General features: G+C 41.1%; 14 protein-coding genes and 1 pseudogene. 9 read left to right on the top strand and 6 right to left on the bottom strand.

Annotated elements, in window-relative coordinates; all coding sequences use genetic code 11:
- From HMPREF0106_RS27995 to HMPREF0106_RS03685, 7 genes and pseudogenes are all read left to right on the top strand, one after another.
- Nucleotides 1–237: pseudogene (locus HMPREF0106_RS27995) on the top strand (transposase); the annotation flags it as partial.
- A 97-nt stretch (nucleotides 238–334) separates the two neighbouring features.
- Nucleotides 335–3622, top strand: a complete 3288-nt coding sequence (locus tag HMPREF0106_RS03660; protein ID WP_009040935.1) for a SusC/RagA family TonB-linked outer membrane protein — start codon at nucleotides 335–337, stop codon at nucleotides 3620–3622.
- A gap of 12 nt (nucleotides 3623–3634) precedes the next feature.
- Nucleotides 3635–5359 (top strand): RagB/SusD family nutrient uptake outer membrane protein, encoded by a 1725-nt coding sequence (locus HMPREF0106_RS03665; protein WP_009040934.1) that lies wholly within the window; start codon nucleotides 3635–3637, stop codon nucleotides 5357–5359.
- Between the two features lie 37 nt (nucleotides 5360–5396).
- Nucleotides 5397–6947: an Ig-like domain-containing protein gene (locus HMPREF0106_RS03670; protein WP_009040933.1), complete on the top strand. Its 1551-nt coding sequence runs from the start codon at nucleotides 5397–5399 to the stop codon at nucleotides 6945–6947.
- A 35-nt stretch (nucleotides 6948–6982) separates the two neighbouring features.
- Complete coding sequence (locus HMPREF0106_RS03675) at nucleotides 6983–8377, top strand: alginate lyase family protein (protein ID WP_009040932.1); 1395 nt, start codon at nucleotides 6983–6985, stop codon at nucleotides 8375–8377.
- 220 nt (nucleotides 8378–8597) lie between these two features.
- On the top strand, nucleotides 8598–10247 hold the full coding sequence (locus HMPREF0106_RS03680) for a glycoside hydrolase 43 family protein (protein ID WP_009040931.1): 1650 nt from the start codon (nucleotides 8598–8600) through the stop codon (nucleotides 10245–10247).
- 66 nt (nucleotides 10248–10313) lie between these two features.
- Nucleotides 10314–11534, top strand: a complete 1221-nt coding sequence (locus tag HMPREF0106_RS03685) for a glycoside hydrolase family 88 protein (protein ID WP_009040930.1) — start codon at nucleotides 10314–10316, stop codon at nucleotides 11532–11534.
- A gap of 160 nt (nucleotides 11535–11694) precedes the next feature.
- On the opposite strand, the gene HMPREF0106_RS03690 is transcribed toward HMPREF0106_RS03685, so the two are convergent.
- The 4 genes from HMPREF0106_RS03690 to HMPREF0106_RS03705 all read right to left on the bottom strand — a co-directional run bounded on the left by HMPREF0106_RS03690 (nucleotide 11695) and on the right by HMPREF0106_RS03705 (nucleotide 16967).
- The gene (locus HMPREF0106_RS03690; RefSeq protein WP_009040929.1) at nucleotides 11695–12168 is read right to left on the bottom strand and encodes a copper resistance protein NlpE N-terminal domain-containing protein; all 474 of its coding nucleotides are present in this window, start codon (nucleotides 12166–12168) and stop codon (nucleotides 11695–11697) included.
- 57 nt (nucleotides 12169–12225) lie between these two features.
- A complete protein-coding gene (locus HMPREF0106_RS03695) occupies nucleotides 12226–13518 on the bottom strand; it encodes a hemolysin family protein (RefSeq protein WP_009040928.1) in 1293 nt (430 codons plus the stop codon).
- A gap of 251 nt (nucleotides 13519–13769) precedes the next feature.
- Nucleotides 13770–14555, bottom strand: a complete 786-nt coding sequence (locus HMPREF0106_RS03700; protein ID WP_004296962.1) for a M48 family metallopeptidase — start codon at nucleotides 14553–14555, stop codon at nucleotides 13770–13772.
- Between the two features lie 33 nt (nucleotides 14556–14588).
- Nucleotides 14589–16967 carry a TonB-dependent receptor gene (locus HMPREF0106_RS03705; RefSeq protein WP_009040927.1) on the bottom strand — a complete coding sequence of 793 codons (2379 nt, stop codon included), beginning with the start codon at nucleotides 16965–16967 and terminating at the stop codon, nucleotides 14589–14591.
- A 181-nt stretch (nucleotides 16968–17148) separates the two neighbouring features.
- Here HMPREF0106_RS03705 and HMPREF0106_RS03710 point away from each other — a divergent pair, with 181 nt between their 5' ends.
- On the top strand, nucleotides 17149–17583 hold the full coding sequence (locus HMPREF0106_RS03710) for a DUF2007 domain-containing protein (protein ID WP_004316013.1): 435 nt from the start codon (nucleotides 17149–17151) through the stop codon (nucleotides 17581–17583).
- Between the two features lie 26 nt (nucleotides 17584–17609).
- Nucleotides 17610–18428, top strand: coding sequence for an alpha/beta hydrolase (locus HMPREF0106_RS03715; RefSeq protein ID WP_009040926.1), 819 nt, complete (start codon nucleotides 17610–17612; stop codon nucleotides 18426–18428).
- Nucleotides 18429–18836: 408 nt separating this feature from the next.
- Here HMPREF0106_RS03715 and HMPREF0106_RS03720 read toward each other — a convergent pair whose 3' ends face one another.
- Together HMPREF0106_RS03720 and HMPREF0106_RS03725 are read right to left on the bottom strand one after the other, a co-directional pair.
- On the bottom strand, nucleotides 18837–19631 hold the full coding sequence (locus tag HMPREF0106_RS03720; protein WP_009040925.1) for a DUF4595 domain-containing protein: 795 nt from the start codon (nucleotides 19629–19631) through the stop codon (nucleotides 18837–18839).
- Nucleotides 19632–19637: 6 nt separating this feature from the next.
- Complete coding sequence (locus HMPREF0106_RS03725; protein ID WP_015532792.1) at nucleotides 19638–21053, bottom strand: S41 family peptidase; 1416 nt, start codon at nucleotides 21051–21053, stop codon at nucleotides 19638–19640.
- Nucleotides 21054–21069: the final 16 nt, after the last annotated feature.

Genomic DNA, 21069 nt, shown 5'->3' with positions numbered 1-21069 from the left:
ATGACTCCCGTTAAAGCAATAAAGGGAGAGGAGCCTATTATTACTCAAAGAGAGAAAGCGGGCAGAGACCTGTTTTCAACTGCAGTATCAAAGGTCAGACAACCGATAGAATCTTTTTTCAACTGGCTGAATGAAAAAACAAATATTCAAAGAGCGATGAAAGTCAGATCTACATCTGGACTTTTAGTACATACGATGGGCAAAATTGCCATCGCATTCATTTATCTAATTTTCTAAAACAAGGAATCAGAGTTCAACTACTGATTCGCATTCATTAATAAATAACCCTTTGTGCTTATGGAAAAGGAGTCAGAATTTACAAAGAGGTACTTGTATGCCTCACCTTATTTTAGAGAACAAAAATTTAATACTATTTTTAAACCTCAAATTTAATTTTATGAATGATATCTTAAAATGTTCGCCGAAAAGATTTTTATTTTCAATGGTGGTTGCTTCTGCGTTATTGACAGGAATACCCCAGAAGACCTATGCAGAAGTTGACAGGTCACAATCTGTGATGCAGACTGTGGCTGTGAAGGGAACTGTGTTGGATGCAAATAATGAACCAATAATTGGTGCTAGTGTGCTGATGAAGGGAACTACTAATGGTACAATCACGGATATAGATGGAAACTTTACACTTAGCAATGTCAATCCGGGGACTTTGGTTGTTTCTTATATTGGATATAAAACAAGAGAAATTAATGTGAATGGTAGCGCACCTGTGAAAATTATATTGCAGGAAGATTCTGAAGTCTTGGATGAAGTGGTGGTTGTAGGCTATGGTACCCAGAAAAAATCTTCATTAACAGGTGCTGTTACGGTTGTAGGAGCTAAAATGCTTCAGGAAAAAGGAGGACTGTCTAGTCCATTGGAAGCTTTACAGGGGCAGGTGCCAGGTGTCATGATTACTCGTAGTTCCTCTGCTCCGGGAGATGAGAGTTGGGGATTGAGTTTGCGCGGTTCAGTGTCTGTGAATAGCACAGAACCATTAATTATCATTGATGGTGTGGCGTATGAGAGTGTGAACGAACTTCGGCTGTTGAATCCCAATGATATTGAATCAATGAACTTTTTGAAAGATGGTGCGGCTGCAATCTATGGTTCACGCGCTGCCGGTGGTGTTGTTTTAATTACTACAAAGAAAGGTGCTGAAGGTAAAGTAAAGGTAGAGTATAGTGGTAGTGCTACTTTGAAGACTGTTGGTTTGATGGCCTCTGCTATGAATATCGACCAATGGGCAGATGGTGTAATGACAGCATTGACTAATGATAAAAAGACATCTGACGTATGGTATACTTATGCCGAATTAGCGAAGAAATATAAAGGTTCTTATCTTGATATGCGTTACAGTCCTAATCCATTCGGTTCGACCAATTTTACTGATGTTGCTGATTTTGTATTTACGGATGATGTAAATTGGCTGGATACGCTTTTTGGCGATACATGGAGTACAGAACATAGTTTAAGTGTTTCCGGTGGTTCGGAGAAATCATCTTATCGTATTTCCATGAGTTATCTTTATGATGGTTCTACCTTGCAATTTGGTAATAACAACAACCAACGTTATAACTTTCGTATGAACAATACGTATAAGTTTACTAAGAACCTGAAATTAGATTCTTCTATTTCGTATAATCGTCAGGAACAAGTTGCGCCAACGCAGATTGAATCAGCTTTGTCTGCCACTTTACCTATGCCCGGTCTTCCTTTTGAATCATTGAATGGAAAACCATATGCTTGGGGAACATGGGGATCTCCTGCAGCTGTTGTACGTGATGGAGGCGACAATAAACTCTCTGTTTCTGCTATTTCATTAAGCGAAACTTTGAATTATCAGATTTTTGATTGGCTGTCAGCTAATGCCAATGTAGGATATAGTACAAGTACGGCAGCTCGTAATAAAACAACAAACGCTGTTACTTTTTATAATTATATGGGTGATGTAGAGGTACGGACAGACCCAAGCCAGGCAAACTCAACTTATACACAGACAAGTTCACGAACGGATTTTTACTCTGTCTCCGGATATTTGGCGGCTAATAAGACATTTGCTCAAAAACATAAGCTGAATTTGACGTTGGGCGCGCAGTATGAATTTAAAGAATACACTTATTTCGGTGTAATGGTTAAAGATATTCAGAACGGTATGGAAATAGTAAACGGTTCGGGGGATGTGACTCTGACTGGTGATGAGAAGAAGTATCAGAATGCAAACCTCTCTTATTTCGGACGTTTCAACTATGATTATGATGGACGTTATTTGTTGGAATTGAATGGACGTTATGACGGTTCTTCTAAATTCTTACCTGAAAACCGTTGGGATTTCTTTTATGGTGTTTCACTTGGATGGCGTATAAAAGAAGAATCTTTCTTGCAGAAAGTCGATTGGTTAAGTGATTTGAAATTACGTCTTTCCTATGCCGAAGTGGGTAATCAGAGTGGTATTGGAAATTATGATGGGGTACAGCTCTATAATCTGGTTGCGGCTGGAGATGATGGTGCATATATTGGTTCCAATAAGCTTTCTTATATTAAAACAAATGGAACTCTGGCCTCCACTACACGTAGTTGGGAACGTATTAAGAATTATAATATAGGTGTTGACTTTGGCTTTTTAAATGGAACTCTAACCGGTTCTGTTGAAGCGTTTATGAAGCATAATAATAATATGTTAGTGAATGTTACTTTTCCGGGGACGTTAGGTGATTCTGCTCCGAAAGCTAATGCCGGAAAGTTTGAAGGTTGGGGATATGAAGGTCAGCTTAATTATCGTAACCGGATTGGAGACGTAAATTATCATGTAGGTGGTACTTTTACTTTTGCCCGTAATGAATTAGTCGACTATGGTGGTACAACTGTGTTGAAATCAGGATATGTACAAACACAGCAAGGCTATCCACTAAATTCAATTTTCGGTCTGCGTTACGGAGGTAAAATCCAAAACGAGGAACAGCTGGCTGCTTACAAGACTAAGTATTATAATAATAATGGTATTGGTATGCCATCTAACTTGCGTGTAGGTGACAATATGTATTGCGATGAGAATGGAGATGGTGTGTTGGATGAAAAAGATTATATCTATTTGGGTAGTGATACTCCTGAAATATCTTATTCTTTCAACTTTGGCGCAGATTATAAAGGATTTGATATAAATGTCGTTTTTCAAGGAGCTGCCAATCGATTTGTTTATCGTCCGATTGATAACTGGACTGTTCCATTCCGTAGTAATTATACCAATACAAGCACTGCTTCTCTTGGTAACACATGGAGTCAAAATAACCGGGATGCTTACTACGCTCCATATACTAATGAAAGTAATATCAATAATTATAATTATCAGGCATCTTCTTTGACAGCGCAAGACGGCCGTTACCTTCGTTTGAAGAATGTGACAATCGGTTATACTTTTCCTGCCAAGCTTTTGAATAAAACAAAAGCGATTTCAGGTGCCCGTATATATGTGACAGGAGCAGATTTATGGGAGACCACCAAAATTAAAGATGGATGGGATCCGGAAGCATCGGCTCGAGATACCAATAATACTACTCAAGCTGCTAAGGGAGTGAAACGTTATCCGTTCACTCGTAACTTTACCATTGGAGCTAATTTAACCTTTTAAATAATTGATAATATGAAACTAAAGCAATATATAAAAGCTGCATGTCTTTTTTCCTTCATGGCGGTAACAATTTCCTGCATGAATTTAGAACCATTGTCGGATTTGGGTGATAATCTGGTGTGGAACAATGCTACCAATTTCCAGTTATTTGCCAATCAATTTTATAGTTGGCCTCATGACTTCAACCGTGCTGTATCAGACGAGCCTCATAGTGATTTTCGTTCAGATTTAGTGGCGGGTTCATCTATGAATGTGTATAGCCAGGGTACAAATGCGATTCCTGCTACAGATGCTAATTACACTAGACTATATAAACGTATCTATTATACTAACCTGTTGTTGAAGAATGCTGAAAGTTTTGCTGTACCTGCAGATATTGCAGTGCCTGTTGCTGAAGCAAAATTCTTCCGTGCATATAGTCATTTTGAGTTGGTGCAGCTTTATGGAGACGCCATCGTTCTTACGCAACCTTTAGACTTGGACTCTGAAATATTGTATGGGAAGCGTAATGATCGCGGTGAAGTGATAGATCAGGTAATTAAAGATTTGAAGGAGGCAGCCGGCAGTTTACCCGAAACGTCTTCCGAAGCCGGACGATTGAATAAATATATCGCTTATGCCATGTTGTCACGGGTAGCATTATATGAAGGTACCTGGCAAAAATTTCATACAAATGGAAAAGATGCTACTTCAAATACTACTCGCAGCACGGAACTGTTGACTATTGCCAGGGATGCAGCTAATGAGGTTATTAAAGGTGGTAAATATAAAATCTTCTATAATGAAAAATTAGCGAATGAGAGTTATCGTTATATGTTTACGTTAGAAGATGGAGCACAATGCAATCCGGCCAACCTTTCAAAGAGTGATAATACAGAATATATCTTTGTGAAACGTCATCGTAATGGAGATAAAACAGCATGGAATCTGACTCACGGTATGGTGGCAAATGCTTGTTATGTGACTCGTAAGTTGGCGAATATGTACCTTTGTTCTGACGGGTTGCCTATAGGGAAATCATCCAAGTTTCAACAATATGCCGGAGTAACTGATGAATTCCAAAATAGAGATAACCGTATGGGAAATAATATGCTGTATCATGGACAACAGTATTGGAATAACGATGGAAAATGGCGTACAACCTGGACAGATGCAGATTTGACAAGTAGCCTGACCGCTAATGTACGTTCTGGTAGTGGCTATCAAAATCGTAAGTGGGGTACAGAACGTCAGTTGGAAGATTATTACGAATCTTATGACTTTCCGGTTATTCGTTATGCGGAAGTGTTGCTGAATTATGCCGAAGCTGTTTATGAACTAAATGGTACTATAACGGATCCGGAATTAGATTATTCTTTAAATCTGGTTCGTCTTCGTGTCAATCCGGATATGCCAAAATTGAGTAGCAAATTGGTTTCGGCAAACAATCTTTCAATGCGTGAAGAAATCCGTAGGGAGCGTACTGTTGAACTTGTACTGGAAGGTTTTCGCATTGATGATCTGAAACGTTGGGCTACTGCACCTGTTGAGATGCCGCAAGATCAGCTTGGAGTGCAAGTTACAGGGACTTGGTTTGAAACCAACTGGACTGATCATAAACGTTCGCTTAGTAGTGACGGCTGCCTTATACTCTATAGTGATCGTACCTGGAATGATAAACTTTATCTTTATCCGCTACCTTCTGACCAGTTGCAGTTGAATCCACAATTGGAACAGAATCCGGGATGGAAAAACTAAGATGTATTATTGTAATAATGAATAAAAGAAAAAACGTATGAAACAGATATTAAAATATGGGTTAGGTTGTCTGTTTATGACAGCGGTCGTTTCCACATTTCTGTCATGTGATGATAATGACGAGGTATCCCCACTATCTAAAGCGATTTATCCTAAATCGGTAGAAATGATTATTTCAGAAGATTTACAACAACTTATTTATGTGGATGACACGAAAGTGAAAGTCTTGCCCTTAGTAAAAGGAGAGAAAATAGAGTTGGGCTATAATATAACTCCTGATGATGTTACTTATAAAGAGGTAAATTGGACTTCCAGTAATGCAAACGTAGCTACAGTAGATGCTAATGGAACAGTAAATGCTATTAGTGGTGACGGTACAGGTGTAGCGGTGATTCAAGTTGCCCCCAGTGTTTATTATTCGGGTAGCGATGTGGCTAGTGCTTTGAAAGTGTTGGTTGTGAATTCACTGATTAGTGCGGAGAGTATTACGATTACTTCAAGTGCAGATAATGTATATGCAGGAGAAACTGTACAGTTGACAGCTGGGATTTTACCATCTGACGCGACTTATAAAACTGTGAAGTGGTCAAGTTCTGACGAAACTGTTGCTACAGTAGATAAGAATGGAGTTGTTACAGGTTTGGACAGCGGTAAAGGTGCGGCTGTGCCCGTTACTATTACTGCAACTTCTTTAGATGGCGCAAATGTGATCGCAACTAAAGAAATTATCGTGAACTCAATTGTACAACCGGAGGAGGTAGCTATTGACCAAAATTACTCATCGACTAATGGCTATGAATTTGCTATTGCAGAAAAGAGCGTTGCTTTGAACTTTACAACAGTGCCGGAAAATTGTACCAAGTCATTGATAGAGTGGACATCAAGTGATGAAACTATTGCTACGGTGAAGGCAGGTGTTGTTACTTTCAATGCGAATGGAGTGTTTGGCAAGGTTACTATAACTGCCACCTGTCCGGAAACAGGTAATTCTTCGTCTATAGAGTTGAATTTGGCAGAAGGATTAATACGGGAGCTTTTCCGTAATGAGAATTATACATGGGCTAATGCTTCAAATGCGGAATCACATACATGGAATAAAGATGGAGGCTATATAACGATCAATACAAAATTAACCGGTGGTAAATGCCGTGGAGATTTGATTTGTAAGAGTACAACCTCTTGGTTACATTCTGGCAATTATCCTATTTTCGCAGTTCGCATGGATGATGTGAAAGATTATGAGGGAGTAACTGCACGTAATATAACTCTTGACGCATCCGGGATGTGTGATGGTACTAAATATTCCGGTGGTCTAGACGGAAATAACAATAAATGGCTGAATGATTATAAATGTAGCGATGGAAGTCATGTGCTTATTTATGATATGGCCAGTCAGAAATGGGGTACAGGTGGTTTACTCCCGGCAACTGCTGTTGCATCGTTTACAACTCTTCAATTCAAATATGCTGATATTGTATCGTCTACAGCTGTAAGTTATAATGTTTACTGGGTTCAGACGTTCAAAACATTACAGGATGTGCAAGCATATATTAAGTCAGAAGGGCTGACTTATGAAGTGATAAAATAATAGAATAATAAATTAAGGCTCAAAATAGATTCTTTATGAATAAAAATACAATTAAGATAATGGGTTTCGCACTGCTGATAGCAGTGCAGACCTCCTGCCGTGAGAATGAATTCGGAGTAGTGGATTTGACACTCCCGGAAGGAGTATATGTTCCGGTAGAAGCTGAATATACTTACAATCATCCTTGTGCGATGTTTAATCAGGCAGATTTTGATAGGGTAAAGAAAATGCTGAATGATGGGACTGCACCTCAAAAAGTAAAGGATGAGTTTGAAAATCTGAAAAACTCCAGTTATGTATCAGCTTCTTCCTATACTCCGCAACCACAGACAAAGATTGTTCGTGGTGATGTAACTGGAACGGGATTTAGTAGTGAAAACTACAGCTATGCTATGGAGGATGCTGCAGCTGCTTATCAGATGGCGCTTTTATGGAAACTTACCGGTACTGAACAGTATGCAAAGAATGTGGTTAACATTTTGAATCAATGGGCTGCAACCTGTACGGAAGTGACTTCAAATGATGCTAATCATAAATTAGCGGCAGGTGCGCAAGGATATACTTTTGCTAATGCGGCAGAAATAATGCAAACCTATGATGGTTGGACGGAAGCAGATAAAACTACTTTTAAAACGTGGATGGTGAAAGTATTCGCTTCTAAAAATAAAGATTTTCTGGATAATCATCAAGGTAGTAACAATTGTGCTTTACATTACTGGTCGAATTGGGATTTAGTTAATATGTGCTCCTATTTGTCCATTGGTATTTTAACTGAAGATGATGATATGGTTAACTATATTGTGAACTACTTTTATAATGGTGTTGGCAATGGAGCTCTAAATAATTTAATCCAGGGTACTCATGTTGATCCACTGTCTGGTGAAGAGATATGTCAGAATCAGGAAAGCGGACGCGACCAGGGGCATGCTCAAATGTCGGCAGCCGTAACAGCTAATCTTTGTCAGATAGCTTATACATTCTATCAGGATAATAAAGACATTTCCCGACTAGATTTCTTCGCGGCTAATAATAACGCAGTTATGAAAATGGGTGAATATGTAGCACTTAGCAATGCAACGGATGGAGTGAAAAATGACAATTCGGATGGTACCTGGCTGATTGATATAACAAAAATACCTTTTAAAGAGTATCAGTACTGTACAAATTGTACATGTAAAGATAAAAATCACGGACAAGATCATAAGGTAGTATCTGACGATGGTCGTGGGGAAGTTCGTCCCGGATGGGAAATTTTCTATACTCACTATGCAAAGATTAAGGGATTGAGCAGTGGTTATAAGTATGCTCAAGTACTGGCGGATAAAATGCGTCCTGAAGGTGGGGCAGGAGAGACTGCTAATCGCTACGGTTCTAATAGTGGCGCTTTTGACCAATTGGGCTGGGCTACGTTAATGTTATATCGTGAATAAAATGGGTATGAGTTTTTAGATAAATAGAAAAAAGTTGGAAAGGGATTAGGTATTTACCTAATCCCTTTCGTATATATAAGTAAATAGGTCAGTAAATAGATTGTTTTGAAATCAGAGATAGGATTCAGTTTTAAAAGTGCTTGGTTTTTATATAAGGTAGAAAGAACCTGTTTTTAGGAGTAACGAATCTAGTTTTGAATGAAATTGATTAGTAAGGTATATGCGTAAAAAGATTCTGTTTTTAGCAGGAATGATGGCTTGCGGTTCATTGGCAGGCGCACAAGAAATTTCTAAGACCTGGGTGGCTGATAAGGGGAATGGCACTTATCAGAACCCGGTTCTCCATGCTGACTATTCGGATCCGGATGTCTGTGCGACCGGAGATGATTTCTATATGACAGCATCCAGTTTTAACTGTATTCCTGGAATTCCTATTCTTCATTCCAATGATTTGGTTAATTGGTCGTTAGTAAACTATGCATTACCGGTTCAGGAGCCGGAAACCTTCTTCGATAAGGCACAGCATGGCAAAGGCGTATGGGCACCGGCCATTCGTTTTCATAACGGAGAATTTTATATTTACTGGGGGGATCCGGATTATGGAATCTATATGATTAAAACCAAAGACCCGAAAGGAAAATGGAGCAAACCGGTATTGGTGAAAGCAGGGAAAGGAATGATTGATGCAACTCCTTTGTGGGACGAAGACGGAAAAGTATATCTGATACATGCTTATGCCGGAAGCCGTAGTGGAGTGAACAGTATCCTCGTCATTTGCGAACTGAATGCGGAAGGAACAGAAGTTATTTCCGATCCGGTGATGGTGTTCGACGGAAATGATGGAAAGAATCATACCATAGAAGGACCGAAGCTCTATAAACGCAACGGATACTATTATATTTTTGCTCCGGCAGGAGGGGTAGCAACCGGTTGGCAATTGGTGCTTCGCTCAAAGAACATCTATGGCCCTTACGAATCGAAAATCGTGATGGCACAAGGAAAGACAACGATAAACGGACCTCATCAGGGTGGCTGGGTAGACACCAACACAGGAGAATCCTGGTTCGTCCATTTTCAAGATAAAGGCGCTTACGGACGTGTGATTCATCTGAATCCGATGATGTGGGTAAATGACTGGCCTGTAATCGGAGTGGACAAGGATAAAGACGGTTGCGGTGAACCTGTAACGACTTATAAGAAACCGAATGTGGGAAAGACCTATCCGGTAGCTACTCCGCCGGAGAGTGACGAATTCAATAGCCGGCATTTGGGATTACAATGGCAATGGCATGCCAATAAAAAAGACACTTACGGGTTTACTACCGATTTGGGATTTATCCGTCTTTATGCAGGCAGCCTTTCGAAAGAGTTTGTGAACTTCTGGGAAGTTCCTAACCTGCTGATGCAAAAGTTTCCGGCTGAAGAATTTACAGCTACGACCAAGCTGACATTTACTGCCAAGCAGGATGGAGAACAAGCCGGAATCATTGTGATGGGGTGGGATTACAGTTATCTTTCTATCCGCAAAGCTGGAGATCAGTTTATTCTGCAACAGGCAGTTTGCAAGGATGCGGAACAGCAAAATCCCGAACAGATAAAAGAATTGGCAAATATTCCTGTAAAATATTTGAAGATGCCGGGAGTAGCAGATAATGAATGGCAAACAGTTTATTTACAGGTAAAGGTTCGTAAAGGAGCTGTTTGTACATTTGCTTATAGTCTGGACGGGAAGAAATATACGACAGTGGGAGAGTCTTTCACAGCCCGTCAAGGCAAATGGATTGGAGCCAAAGTCGGACTATTCTGTGTGACTCCGAATGAAGGCAATCGGGGATGGGCAGATGTCGATTGGTTTCGGATGGATAAGTAATTGACCAATCAATAATTGACAAAGAGAAATAAAGATTAAGAATTAACTCGAAGATATCAGATTAAGATGAAAAAGATTGTAGTAGGTTTGGCTGTGATGTTAGGTTTCTGTACGTGTGTTCATCAGCCGTCCGGTACATTGGATGTGAATAAGGCATTGGACTATTGTGCAGAGCAGACACAACGTACGCTTGCGGAACTGAAAACAGACTCCGGCATCGACTATACAATGATGCCACGTAATATCATGACTGACGAACACCATTGGAATTGTCGGAAAGCGACGAAGGAAGAATGGTGTGCCGGTTTCTGGCCCGGAGTATTGTGGTATGATTACGAATATACGAAAGATAAACAGATTCAGGAAGAAGCGGAGAAGTTCACGAACTCTCTGGAGTTCCTTTCCAGGACTCCGGCTTTCGACCATGATTTGGGCTTCCTCGTGTTCTGTAGCTACGGAAATGGTTACCGCCTGACCAAGAATCCGGCTTACAAACAAGTGATTCTTGATACAGCCGATACGTTGGCTACTCTGTTCAATCCCATTGTAGGAACTATCCTTTCATGGCCTCGTGAAGTGGAACCCCGCAACTGGCCGCACAATACCATCATGGATAACATGATTAACCTCGAAATGCTTTTCTGGGCAGCGAAGAATGGTGGAAATCCTTATTTATATGATATTGCCGTTTCTCATGCTGATAAAACGATGAAATGCCAGTTCCGTCCTGACTATACATCTTACCATGTAGCGGTATACGACACCATTACAGGTAATCTGATAAAAGGAGTAACCCATCAAGGCTATGCCGACAGTACCATGTGGGCGCGTGGTCAGGCATGGGCAATCTATGGATACACGGTAGTTTATCGTGAAACGAAAGATCCTAAGTATCTCGATTTCGTGCAGAAAGTGACCGATGTCTATCTCGAACGTCTGCCGGAAGACAAGGTTCCTTATTGGGATTTCAGTGCACCGGGAATACCGGATGCTCCGCGTGACGCTTCTGCTGCGGCAGTGGTGGCTTCTGCTTTGCTTGAATTATCCACTTACCTCCCGAATGGAACAGGAAAACGTTATAAAGATGCAGCTATTGAAATGCTGGCAAGCCTGAACTCTGACAGTTATCAGAGTGGTAAAAGCAAACCGTCATTTCTGTTGCATAGTGTAGGACACTGGCCCGCTCATTCGGAAATAGATGCTTCTATTATTTATGCAGATTATTATTATATCGAAGCCTTGTTGAGGCTGAAACGTCTGCAAGAAGGACACGGAGTATTGGGATAACAGTATTACCGGGCTTATGAATACGGTAATATCAAAGTATCGGTAGAACTAATAAAGTGAATAGTCCGATTAGAATAGGTGATAGCGTAAAAAAGGAAAAGCTCTGCAAGAACGAAGGTTCTATACAGAGCTTTTTTACTGGTTAGGGTTAGGCTTATTATTATTTTACCTTGATGATGTCATAATTCAGATTGCTGACAGCTTCTTGCAAGCTATCGTTCACCAATCGAAGAGTGGTGTCGTTAACAACCACGAAATACATCGGAGCTTCACCATCCTTCGGAGTTAACTTAACAGCAGTTACCGGTTTTTTGTTCACAACCTTGTGTACAGTCTCTTGTTTTCCTTTCGAAGTGAAAGTCTTGTTTTGTCCTTGACCTTCAGCGTCGAGGTAAGTCATATCCAGTGTGTACACTGTATCTACACCGTCAGTTGCAGCATTTAAGGTCAGTACATAGTCAATACCCGGACCGTCGGCAGCAGGAAGAGTACCTTCATAAACTTCAGTCAATTCGGTAATCGGAGTCATAGCAATAGCTAGACTGTCTGCTTGTGCCTCTGCGGCTTTGTTTGCTTTTGATTGGCATGATGCCAAAGCAGCTACGACTGCTGCTAACATAATTACTTTTTTCATCATTAAGTGCTTTAAGTTAATATAATTATAGTGAGCTATTGCTCGTTTTTTGCTATCCTATTCCTGTTCCTCGTCCCGTTTGATGACAAGCAGTTTGTCTACTCGTCCGCGGTCCATGTCCACCACTTCGAATTGCAGATTCTTGTAGGTGAAGATATCTCCTGCTTTCGGGATGCGACCAATCAGGAACATGGCCAATCCACCCAGAGTGGTGAAGTCTTCCGATTCCAGATCTTCGTAGGATAGGATACCCATTTCCTCCATGAAGTCGTCGATATTCATTGAAGCTTCCACCAGCATTGAACCATCCTGCCTTGTGACGATTTCTTCTTCTTCCATTTCATCCTCTTCAAGGATGTCTCCGAAGATACTTTCGGTCAGGTCGTGCAGTGTGATAATGCCTTCTGTGCTGCCATACTCGTTAACAACAACTCCGAACTTGTTTTTGTTCTTCTTAAATAGCTCTAAAACTTTATTTGCATACAAACTTTCCGGAATAAAGAGGGGAGGACGGGCAATTTCGCGCAGGTTAAACACCTTTTTGTTGCCTACCATCAGGATAATATCCTTTACGGAAACCACACCGATAATCTCATCTTTCCGTTCGTCTACCAATAGATATTTGCTGTAATGTTCTTCTTCAATAATCTTCATCACTTTTTCCTGTGTATCATCGGGATGAAGGATAATAAGATCTCTGCGATGTGTCATCAGTTCGTTGGCGCGTTTATCAGAGAAACGGAATACGTCGCGTATCATTTCCGTTTCCTCTTTGTCAATCACACCCTGCTCCGAACTTTGATGCAGGATCATTTTGATTTCCTCTTGTGTCATGGGGCGTTCTTCGCTTTTCAGACCGATAAGTTTGTTCAGTAACCGGGTAGAGACGCTTAGCAACCACACAAAAGGATAAGAAACCTTCGTCAGCAGAATCATGACCGGGCTGAACAAAGTGGCGTATCGCTCCGGATTACTAAGAGCGATAGATTTGGGTACTAGCTCTCCGATAATCAGAGAAAGATAGGTAATGATTGCTACGGTAGTAATCATTGCCAGGTTGCGTGCATAAGCTTCTGCGCCCGGAATGAGGGAAAAGAAAGGAACGAGGTCGTCGGCAATAGCCACACCACCATACGCACCGGATACGATACCGATCAGCGTGATACCAATCTGAATGGTAGACAAGAACTTTTCCGGTTCTTCCAATTGTTTTAAAACTCCTCGGGCTGATTTGTTACCTTTTGCGACAAGTGTTTCAAGACGTGCTTTGCTGGATGATACCAACGCAATTTCATACATGGCAAAAATGCCATTCAGTATAAGTAAGAAAAGTATGATAAGAAATTCCATAAATGGATTTAAATGGTTATAGGGTCGAAATTACAAGAAATCGGGACACTATGCAAATATGTGTAATATATTAATGAAAATTTAATAATCGTGTTGTCTTTTTTGTGTAATCATAATAATATAATTGAGGCACGGATTACGCTGATTTCACAGTTTCAATTAAATAAGAACTGTGTTAATCCGTGTAATCCGTGCCTTAATAAAAATCAACAGGAAGTTTTGAACTCTTCCTTATATATTAGATAAACTCTTTACTTCTTAGCGTAGCTGTCTGCTTTGGCTTTTGTACGTTCAATGCGTTTTTGAGTGTCCGGATGTGAAGAGAACATTCTTTGTGCATAGGATGCTTTAGGAGCATCTTTTGCAAGTTCTGCCAATTTACTCAAGGCATTTGCCATTGCATAAGGGTCGATGCCGTTTTTTACGCAGAATTCAACACCATAATCATCGGCTTCATTTTCTTGCTTTTGTGAGAATTGTGCACCGGCAAGAGCTTCTGCCATGGCTCCCAGTTCGGAGTCTGTCAGTTTGGCTACTTTGTCGTTGGCTGCACCTGCCGCGTTTTTCACAGCTGAACGTAGGTAGGCATTTTTCATAGCGTCTTTGGAATCTGTGTGAACCACATGACCGATTTCATGACCTACCACTGCCATTACTTCTTCGTCCGTCATAACATCCATCAAACCGGCGCAGATACGTACACTACCGTCACCGCAGGCAAAGGCGTTTACGTCTATTACTTCATATACGCCAAAGTTAAGTTTCAGTCCGTCCACTTCTTTGATATGTCCCGTCAGTTTCTCCAGACGTTTGCCATATTCAGTATCAGGTTTTGTCAATGGATTATGAGTGTCCATCCATGCCATATATTCCTTACTCATATTAGCAATGTCCGCATCAGATAATGTAACGGCTGATACTACATCTTTACCTGCTTGTAAGGCTTTTCCTAAATTAATCTTCTTGCCGAATTGTGCAGAAGCTGTCATTCCCATGCCTAATAATACGAAGGCAATCATAGCGATTTCTCTTTTCATACTCTTTTTCTAGTTTAATGTTCTATGCATAAATTAATACTCAAATGTTATTCCTAATGTGGGGAGCAAAGTCCCGCTCGATTGTTTGAGGCGTTTCATTTTATAGTGTTGGCTGTTGGCAGGAGCTGCCGGATTTTCGATGATGCCGGTGCTCATCAGCACATCCTGCTGTTTCAGTTTGCTGGCCGTGATATTCTGCAAATCAAGATAGAATCCCAGCATGCAATGTTTCAGATAAAATGTCTTGTCGATGCGGAGGTCTACCTGTGCAAAGGCCGGAAGACGTTCCTTATTATATTTTGAATAGTCGTAATATGCTTTGCCTTGTGCATCCCAAGCGGATACCAAAGATGACTTTTCTTCATCATAAGGGGTGTAAGGAGCACCGCCGATGTAACTGACTTTCATGCCAACACTCCATTGGTGGGGCAGATTGTAAGTTCCCCGTAAATTGAAAATATATCGGTTGTCCCATGCGGATGCGATGTATTCGCTTTCTTTGTCGTTGCGGTATTCACTTTTAAAGATGGTGAAGGAGGAAGCCAGATTCAGTTTCTTGGCGATCAGCCACTTTACCAGAATCTCCGCGCCATACGAACGTCCTTGAGCGGTAGAAGTCAGCAATTCGTTGCCAATCACCCCGTAGTCATTCCCTTTGCAGGTAAGAGGAATGCCATCTACAACGGAGAGCGGAATTTTATCATAATCTTTGTAGAATCCTTCCACGGAAACTTCGAAAGTATCTCCTTTGCGCCAACTGATACCCAAGCTTTCCTGGCTGACTTTCATATAGCGGAGATTGTATTTGTTGACATACGTTCCGTTATTATCCTTAAAACCGAGAGCCGTGTAAGGAGGCAACTGGTAATAAAGTCCTGCATTTCCGCTTAAAAACCAGTGATCGGCAAGTTGATAGGAAAGCGATATGCGCGGTGAAAGCTGGTCGGAGAGTGATTTCATCGCCGATGAATAATTGTTGGCATCCGCTCTCAATCCCAAAGAAGCAGTGAAGCGTTCGTCCATCGAAGAGTAGCTGATAGTGCCGAAAAGTCCCCAGCGCATCATCCCCAAATAAGTATGGTAATCAAACGTTTGTGCCTGATTGGTATATGCCTTTTGAAAGGTGGTGTTGGTATATTGGCTGTAATCCAGGTTCAATCCGAGGTTGACCTTCCAGTTGCGGAAAGAAGAATTGTTTTCGAAACGGAATTTTGTCTCTTGTTCGGTAGAACGGAGGCGGAGCATCAGATTCTCCGGAATACTTTCATCATTCTGACGGTATTTGGTGTTGCGGTTGTTCAGATAACTGTGACTGACTACCACCGATTGCACATGCGGCCCTGCATAGTGACGATATACAGCACCTAAGGTAAACGTTTCCTGCTTGATTTTTGGCAGGTAACTAAGGATATATTCATTGTCCTCGCTATCTGCTTTCGTGTTCAATCGCATATTGTCGATTCCTCCAAGCCCCAATACCGTCAATTCGTTCTGTTCGTTGAACCGGGTTTTCAATTTGAATTGCGCATCGGTGAAAGTCGGCAGGAAAGGCAGGTCGAGCATATCAAACAGGAATTGCAGATAAGATTGACGCACGGATACTAGATACGAGGTCTTTTTTCCAATATGCCCATTGGAGGCCAAAGAGACTTCGGATGCTCCAAGGGTAGCTTTTAGTGAGTTATGCTCCATGTCTCCGTCGCGCAATTTGAAATCAAGCACGGAGCTAAGTGCGTTCCCTCTATCAGTGGGAAAAGCACCGGTATAGAAATTTACTTCACGTATCAGGTCGGCATTAAGGATTCCCACCGGACCGCCGGATGCTCCTTGCGTGCTGAAGTGATTGATATTGGGTATTTCCACTCCGTCCAGATAGAAACGGTTTTCAGAAGGAGAACCACCGCGTACAATCAAGTCATTGCGGTAGCCGATAGGAGAGAAGGCAACTCCCGGATAAGACTGAACAATACGCGAAATGTCTCGATTGGCTCCCGGACTCTTTTCTATTTCCTGCAATCCGATGATGCGCAGGCTGACCGGACTTTCCAAGTCGCGCCGGAAAGGAGAAGCGGTGACGGTTACTCCTGCGAGTTCGGTCAGGTTCTCTTCCATTTCTATCGAAATGTTCAGATCTTTGGTAGATAAGATATATTCGGGAGTAGTGACACTCTTGTAGCCGATGGCTGTCGCTTGCAGACGGTAGATGCCGGGAGGCACTTGTTCGATGGTGAAATGACCTTCCGCATTGGTGACACCACCTTTATTCAGCCCAAGAACCATTACGTTAATGAATTCTAATGGCTGACGGCTGTTTTTCTCAATCACCGTTCCCTTTATTTGATGTACAGGTTGTGCCTGTAACAGGGAAAACAGGATGTTAGAAAATAGTAGCAGTGTCAATAGTTTTTTCATGTGATTGCCAATTGTCGGTGCGAAAGTACGAAAAAAGTATTAAATAATGATACCTTCCGTGAATAAAAAAAGAATCACTTCTGATTTGGTTCGTTTTACCTGCTGATAAAGTTAGTCGGGTTTTGTTTCACATTTCATTTTTATATCTTATTTTTGTGGGACATATTAAAACAGATTCCTTATGAAGACTGTAAAATTGATAACTTGTAATGATGCGATGAAGGCACATATCCTTCAGGGAGCATTGGAGAATGAAGGCATCGAGTCTATTCTGCACAATGAGAATTTCTCTACTTTGTATAAAAGTTGCGTAAGTAGTATAGCAGGGGTGGATATATTGGTGGCAGACGAAGACTACGAGAATGCTGTCCAAGTGTTGAAGGATAACGATAGTTGGCCGGAAGAGTTAACGCTTTGTCCGTACTGCGGTTCATCGGACATCCAGTTGGTTTTGAGAAAAGAAAAGCGTTGGCGTGCTATGGGGGCTGCTATCATTTCTGCATTAATGGTCATTCCTCCGGGAGACAACCACTGGAACTATACCTGTAAACAGTGTCATAAAAACTTTGAAATGCCGGTTGCTAAATTTAATCCTGCTGCAGAACCAGAGGAATAATTATATCTAACTATTTATAACACACAATGGAAAAGAAAAAAAATCTATTAATTGCTCTTCTTTTAATTTGGGTAGCTCCCTCTTTTGCTGCCAAAGTAGATACCTTGTTAATTAAAAGTCCTTCCATGAATAAGGAAGTGCAAGTGGTCGTTGTTACGCCGGATGCTGCATCAGGAAAGAAAGCGGTGGCTTGTCCTACTATTTATTTGTTGCACGGTTATGGTGGAAATGCTAAAACATGGATTGATATTAAACCGAATCTTCCCCAAATTGCGGACGAAAAAGGAATCATATTCGTTTGTCCGGACGGAAAGACCAGTTGGTACTGGGATAGTCCGGTCAATCCGTCTTTCCGCTATGAAACTTTTATTTCGTCGGAACTGGTGAAGTATATCGACGAACATTACAAGACGATTGCCGACCGTAAGGGACGCGCCATCACCGGATTGAGTATGGGTGGACACGGAGCGATGTGGAATGCAATCCGTCATAAAGATACGTTTGGTGCCAGTGGAAGTACAAGCGGAGGGATGGATATTCGCCCGTTCCCGAAAAACTGGGACATGGCTAAACAGTTGGGAGAATATGAATCGAATAAAGCGGTATGGGATAATCACACCGTTATCAATCAGATTGATAAGATAGAGAATGGCGATTTGGCTATCATTGTCGATTGTGGAGAAGATGATTTCTTCCTGAATGTGAACAAGGATTTGCATAACCGCCTGTTGGAAAGAAAGATCGATCATGATTTTATTACCCGCCCGGGAGGACATACAGGGCAGTATTGGAATAACTCCATTGATTATCAGATTCTGTTCTTCGATAAATTTTTCAAGAAATAAAACCGGGAATACTTGACTTTGGCTTTTCAATGTTGTATCTTTGGTACAGAATCATAAAATAGATTGAGGTTAAACTACGATAGAAGGAGGGAGCGGAAGCTTTCTCCTTTTTTGTTGTATCCTTGGGAGTCGTGAGCTTTATCCCGGTTTATAAAAGGGATGAAACCAGAGATTAACGTGTTTTATACCGCAGCTTTATAAAAATTAGACGGTGCATTACGACTCATTAAACGCTGCGTTAGGAGAAGTTAGAGCCTTTGTTAGGTAAAATCAGAGCCTTTGTTTCGGAATAAACAAAGTTGAGGCATGAAAAGTACCTTTATAGGTTAAGAATCTATAATTCTGCTCTTGACAGAAATAGAGTGATTATGCTACTTTAAAAGAGAATTCGATGTTCGGAATGAAAGATTATTCAAAAGAAACCGAAATGTTGCGTGTGTATGGATAATAGCTGGCCTGTCCTCCGGCGTAGGTCGTCTGACAAATCATCCTGGATGGATTTCCTTTTTTATCAAACCCATACGAATAGACTGTCTTTTCGTCGTTACTTCCTGCAGGACAACTGCGTATGGTGAAATGGCGCGGGTCCTTACCCAATAACCCTGCGTAAAGAGCTTCAATATGGAATGTCAGAGGATGTATCTCCAATAAACCGAGGCAGGGCAGATGGTATGTAGAACTTTCTTCTCCCGGTTCATAAATGAACTTATTTTCAAGGCCGTTCATCTTGGAACTGATAGAGGTTATATCTCCGTTCTCGTATGTAAGTGATGTTGATGAATATTCTGTATCGTCAATATTCTCGACAATTCCGGTTAAGTATCCTTCTGCAGAGTAAGAAAATTGATAAATACGATTTTGTGAAGACAAACTGTATACACATTGACTGGCATAGCCTTCGCTATTTAATGTATATACTAAAGTGAGGTAGTCAGTGGTAACTGTTACCTGATTATCAGAGTAGCTCAAGTTTACTTCGTTATTGATTTCTTCTTCGAAATAACGTTGTTTTATAATATGTTGAATCAGGCGCTCGCCATCGAACATAAACTTCTCTGTTCTATCTACAGGATTTGAATCGCTTTTGACGGTTTCATTGAAAATCATAGCCCATTGCCCTTTATCCTCTTCTGTGCCCTTTTCGTCATCGTCCGAACAACTGAATGTCAGTATTGCCAGCAATAAAATAGCTATTTTTTTCATCCTTTCTTATTTTAATCGTAATCCGTTACTACTAAAACGCCTACTTGCCGGACTTATTACGCTTTTCTCTATCTTGAATTGCGCTTTTGTCGTCTCTTCGGTTTCCTCGTCCTTTGGTGGATAAGTTTTGTTCAATACCCCGAGAGCTACACTCAACAAAGTCTCTTTTTCATCACCGAAAGGTAGGAAAGTTAAGTAATCGGTTGAAGCATTGACTGCGTATGTCGGTTTGAATCCACCATAAGTGTCATGTTCTGAATTATAGATAGTGCATACAGCCGGATTGATAGACCACAAAAATTCTTCATTGATAAATTGTTCCGTAGCTACATTTTGTCCTTTGGTTGAACTGCCGATAGCTATTAACTGTTGGATTTTTCCGTTCAAGCTATGCATCAACATTTCCGGAGCTCCTGCCGTTTCTCCACTAATCAAAACGATAAGAGTCGTTAAATCCAGGTTCTTGCCACCGGAGGTGCCTAATAAATCAGAATTAAAGATCAGAGTTGCATCTTTTGCTGTATTCTTATCATTATATTCCAAGAATGCCATTGTTTGGTCAAGGTAAAAAGAAGACACAAGAATAGTGCTTAATAGTTGCGTACATTCAATGCTTCCTCCTTTGTTATATCGTAGGTCGAGTATCACTTGATGGATATTCTTTTGGGCAAGCTCATCCGACCATTCACGTAATTCGGTGTTGTATTTTTCCGGATTGTCTTTAGTACCTGCTGTAAAGCTGTTGTACATTAGGTAACCGACTTCACTTCCATCAGTCAACGTTAATATTTTCTTGCAGTGAATAGGGTTGTCTACCAATGATACGGCTGCTCCCATTTCTACTGGGTCGCCTACCGGTACAACTCGGTAAATATCTTCTTCTTCCTCGCCTTCTACTGGCGGCTCTGTAGGTGGTACTTTTTGATATTTTCCCAAAGTTATTTCCAGAGGTCCTGTGCCTTGCAGTAGTTGAGCCTCATATTTCTTGCTGATATATGATGTATCTACTTTTACAATCCAGTCGCCTCGCTTTAGTACGGCAGCAGCTGGCGAACCAGGAATTACATAAGTAATCAATGCGTTGTAGGCAGTATCGATGTCCGGGTTGCGAACTAGTGAATAGTCGAATCCATAAGTAGGCAGCGGAGCCTCCATCACAGAATCTACAAACGAGTAGCTGTCTTTTTTTGATTTCACTTTAGATAAGAACGAGGCAGGTTCCAGAAACAGATTCACATCATCGTAGGAAGGTAGATCTTGATACCACAGATAGTTCTGTTGCATGATGTCGTACATCCATGTATCCAGTGCAGTTTGATGGGCATACTCCGGCCAGCGGTCGACACCACAGGAGAAGAAACCACTGATAGATACGAAGATCAGGGCAGGTATGAGGATTATCTTTCTTAATTTCGTCATCATAAAAAGCTTTTTACTG

Source organism: Bacteroides sp. D22 (genome assembly GCF_000163675.1).
Taxonomy (GTDB): Bacteria; Bacteroidota; Bacteroidia; order Bacteroidales; family Bacteroidaceae; genus Bacteroides; species Bacteroides xylanisolvens.
Note: the sequence above shows the minus strand (reverse complement) of the source record. Positions and strands in the feature narration are given on the sequence as shown.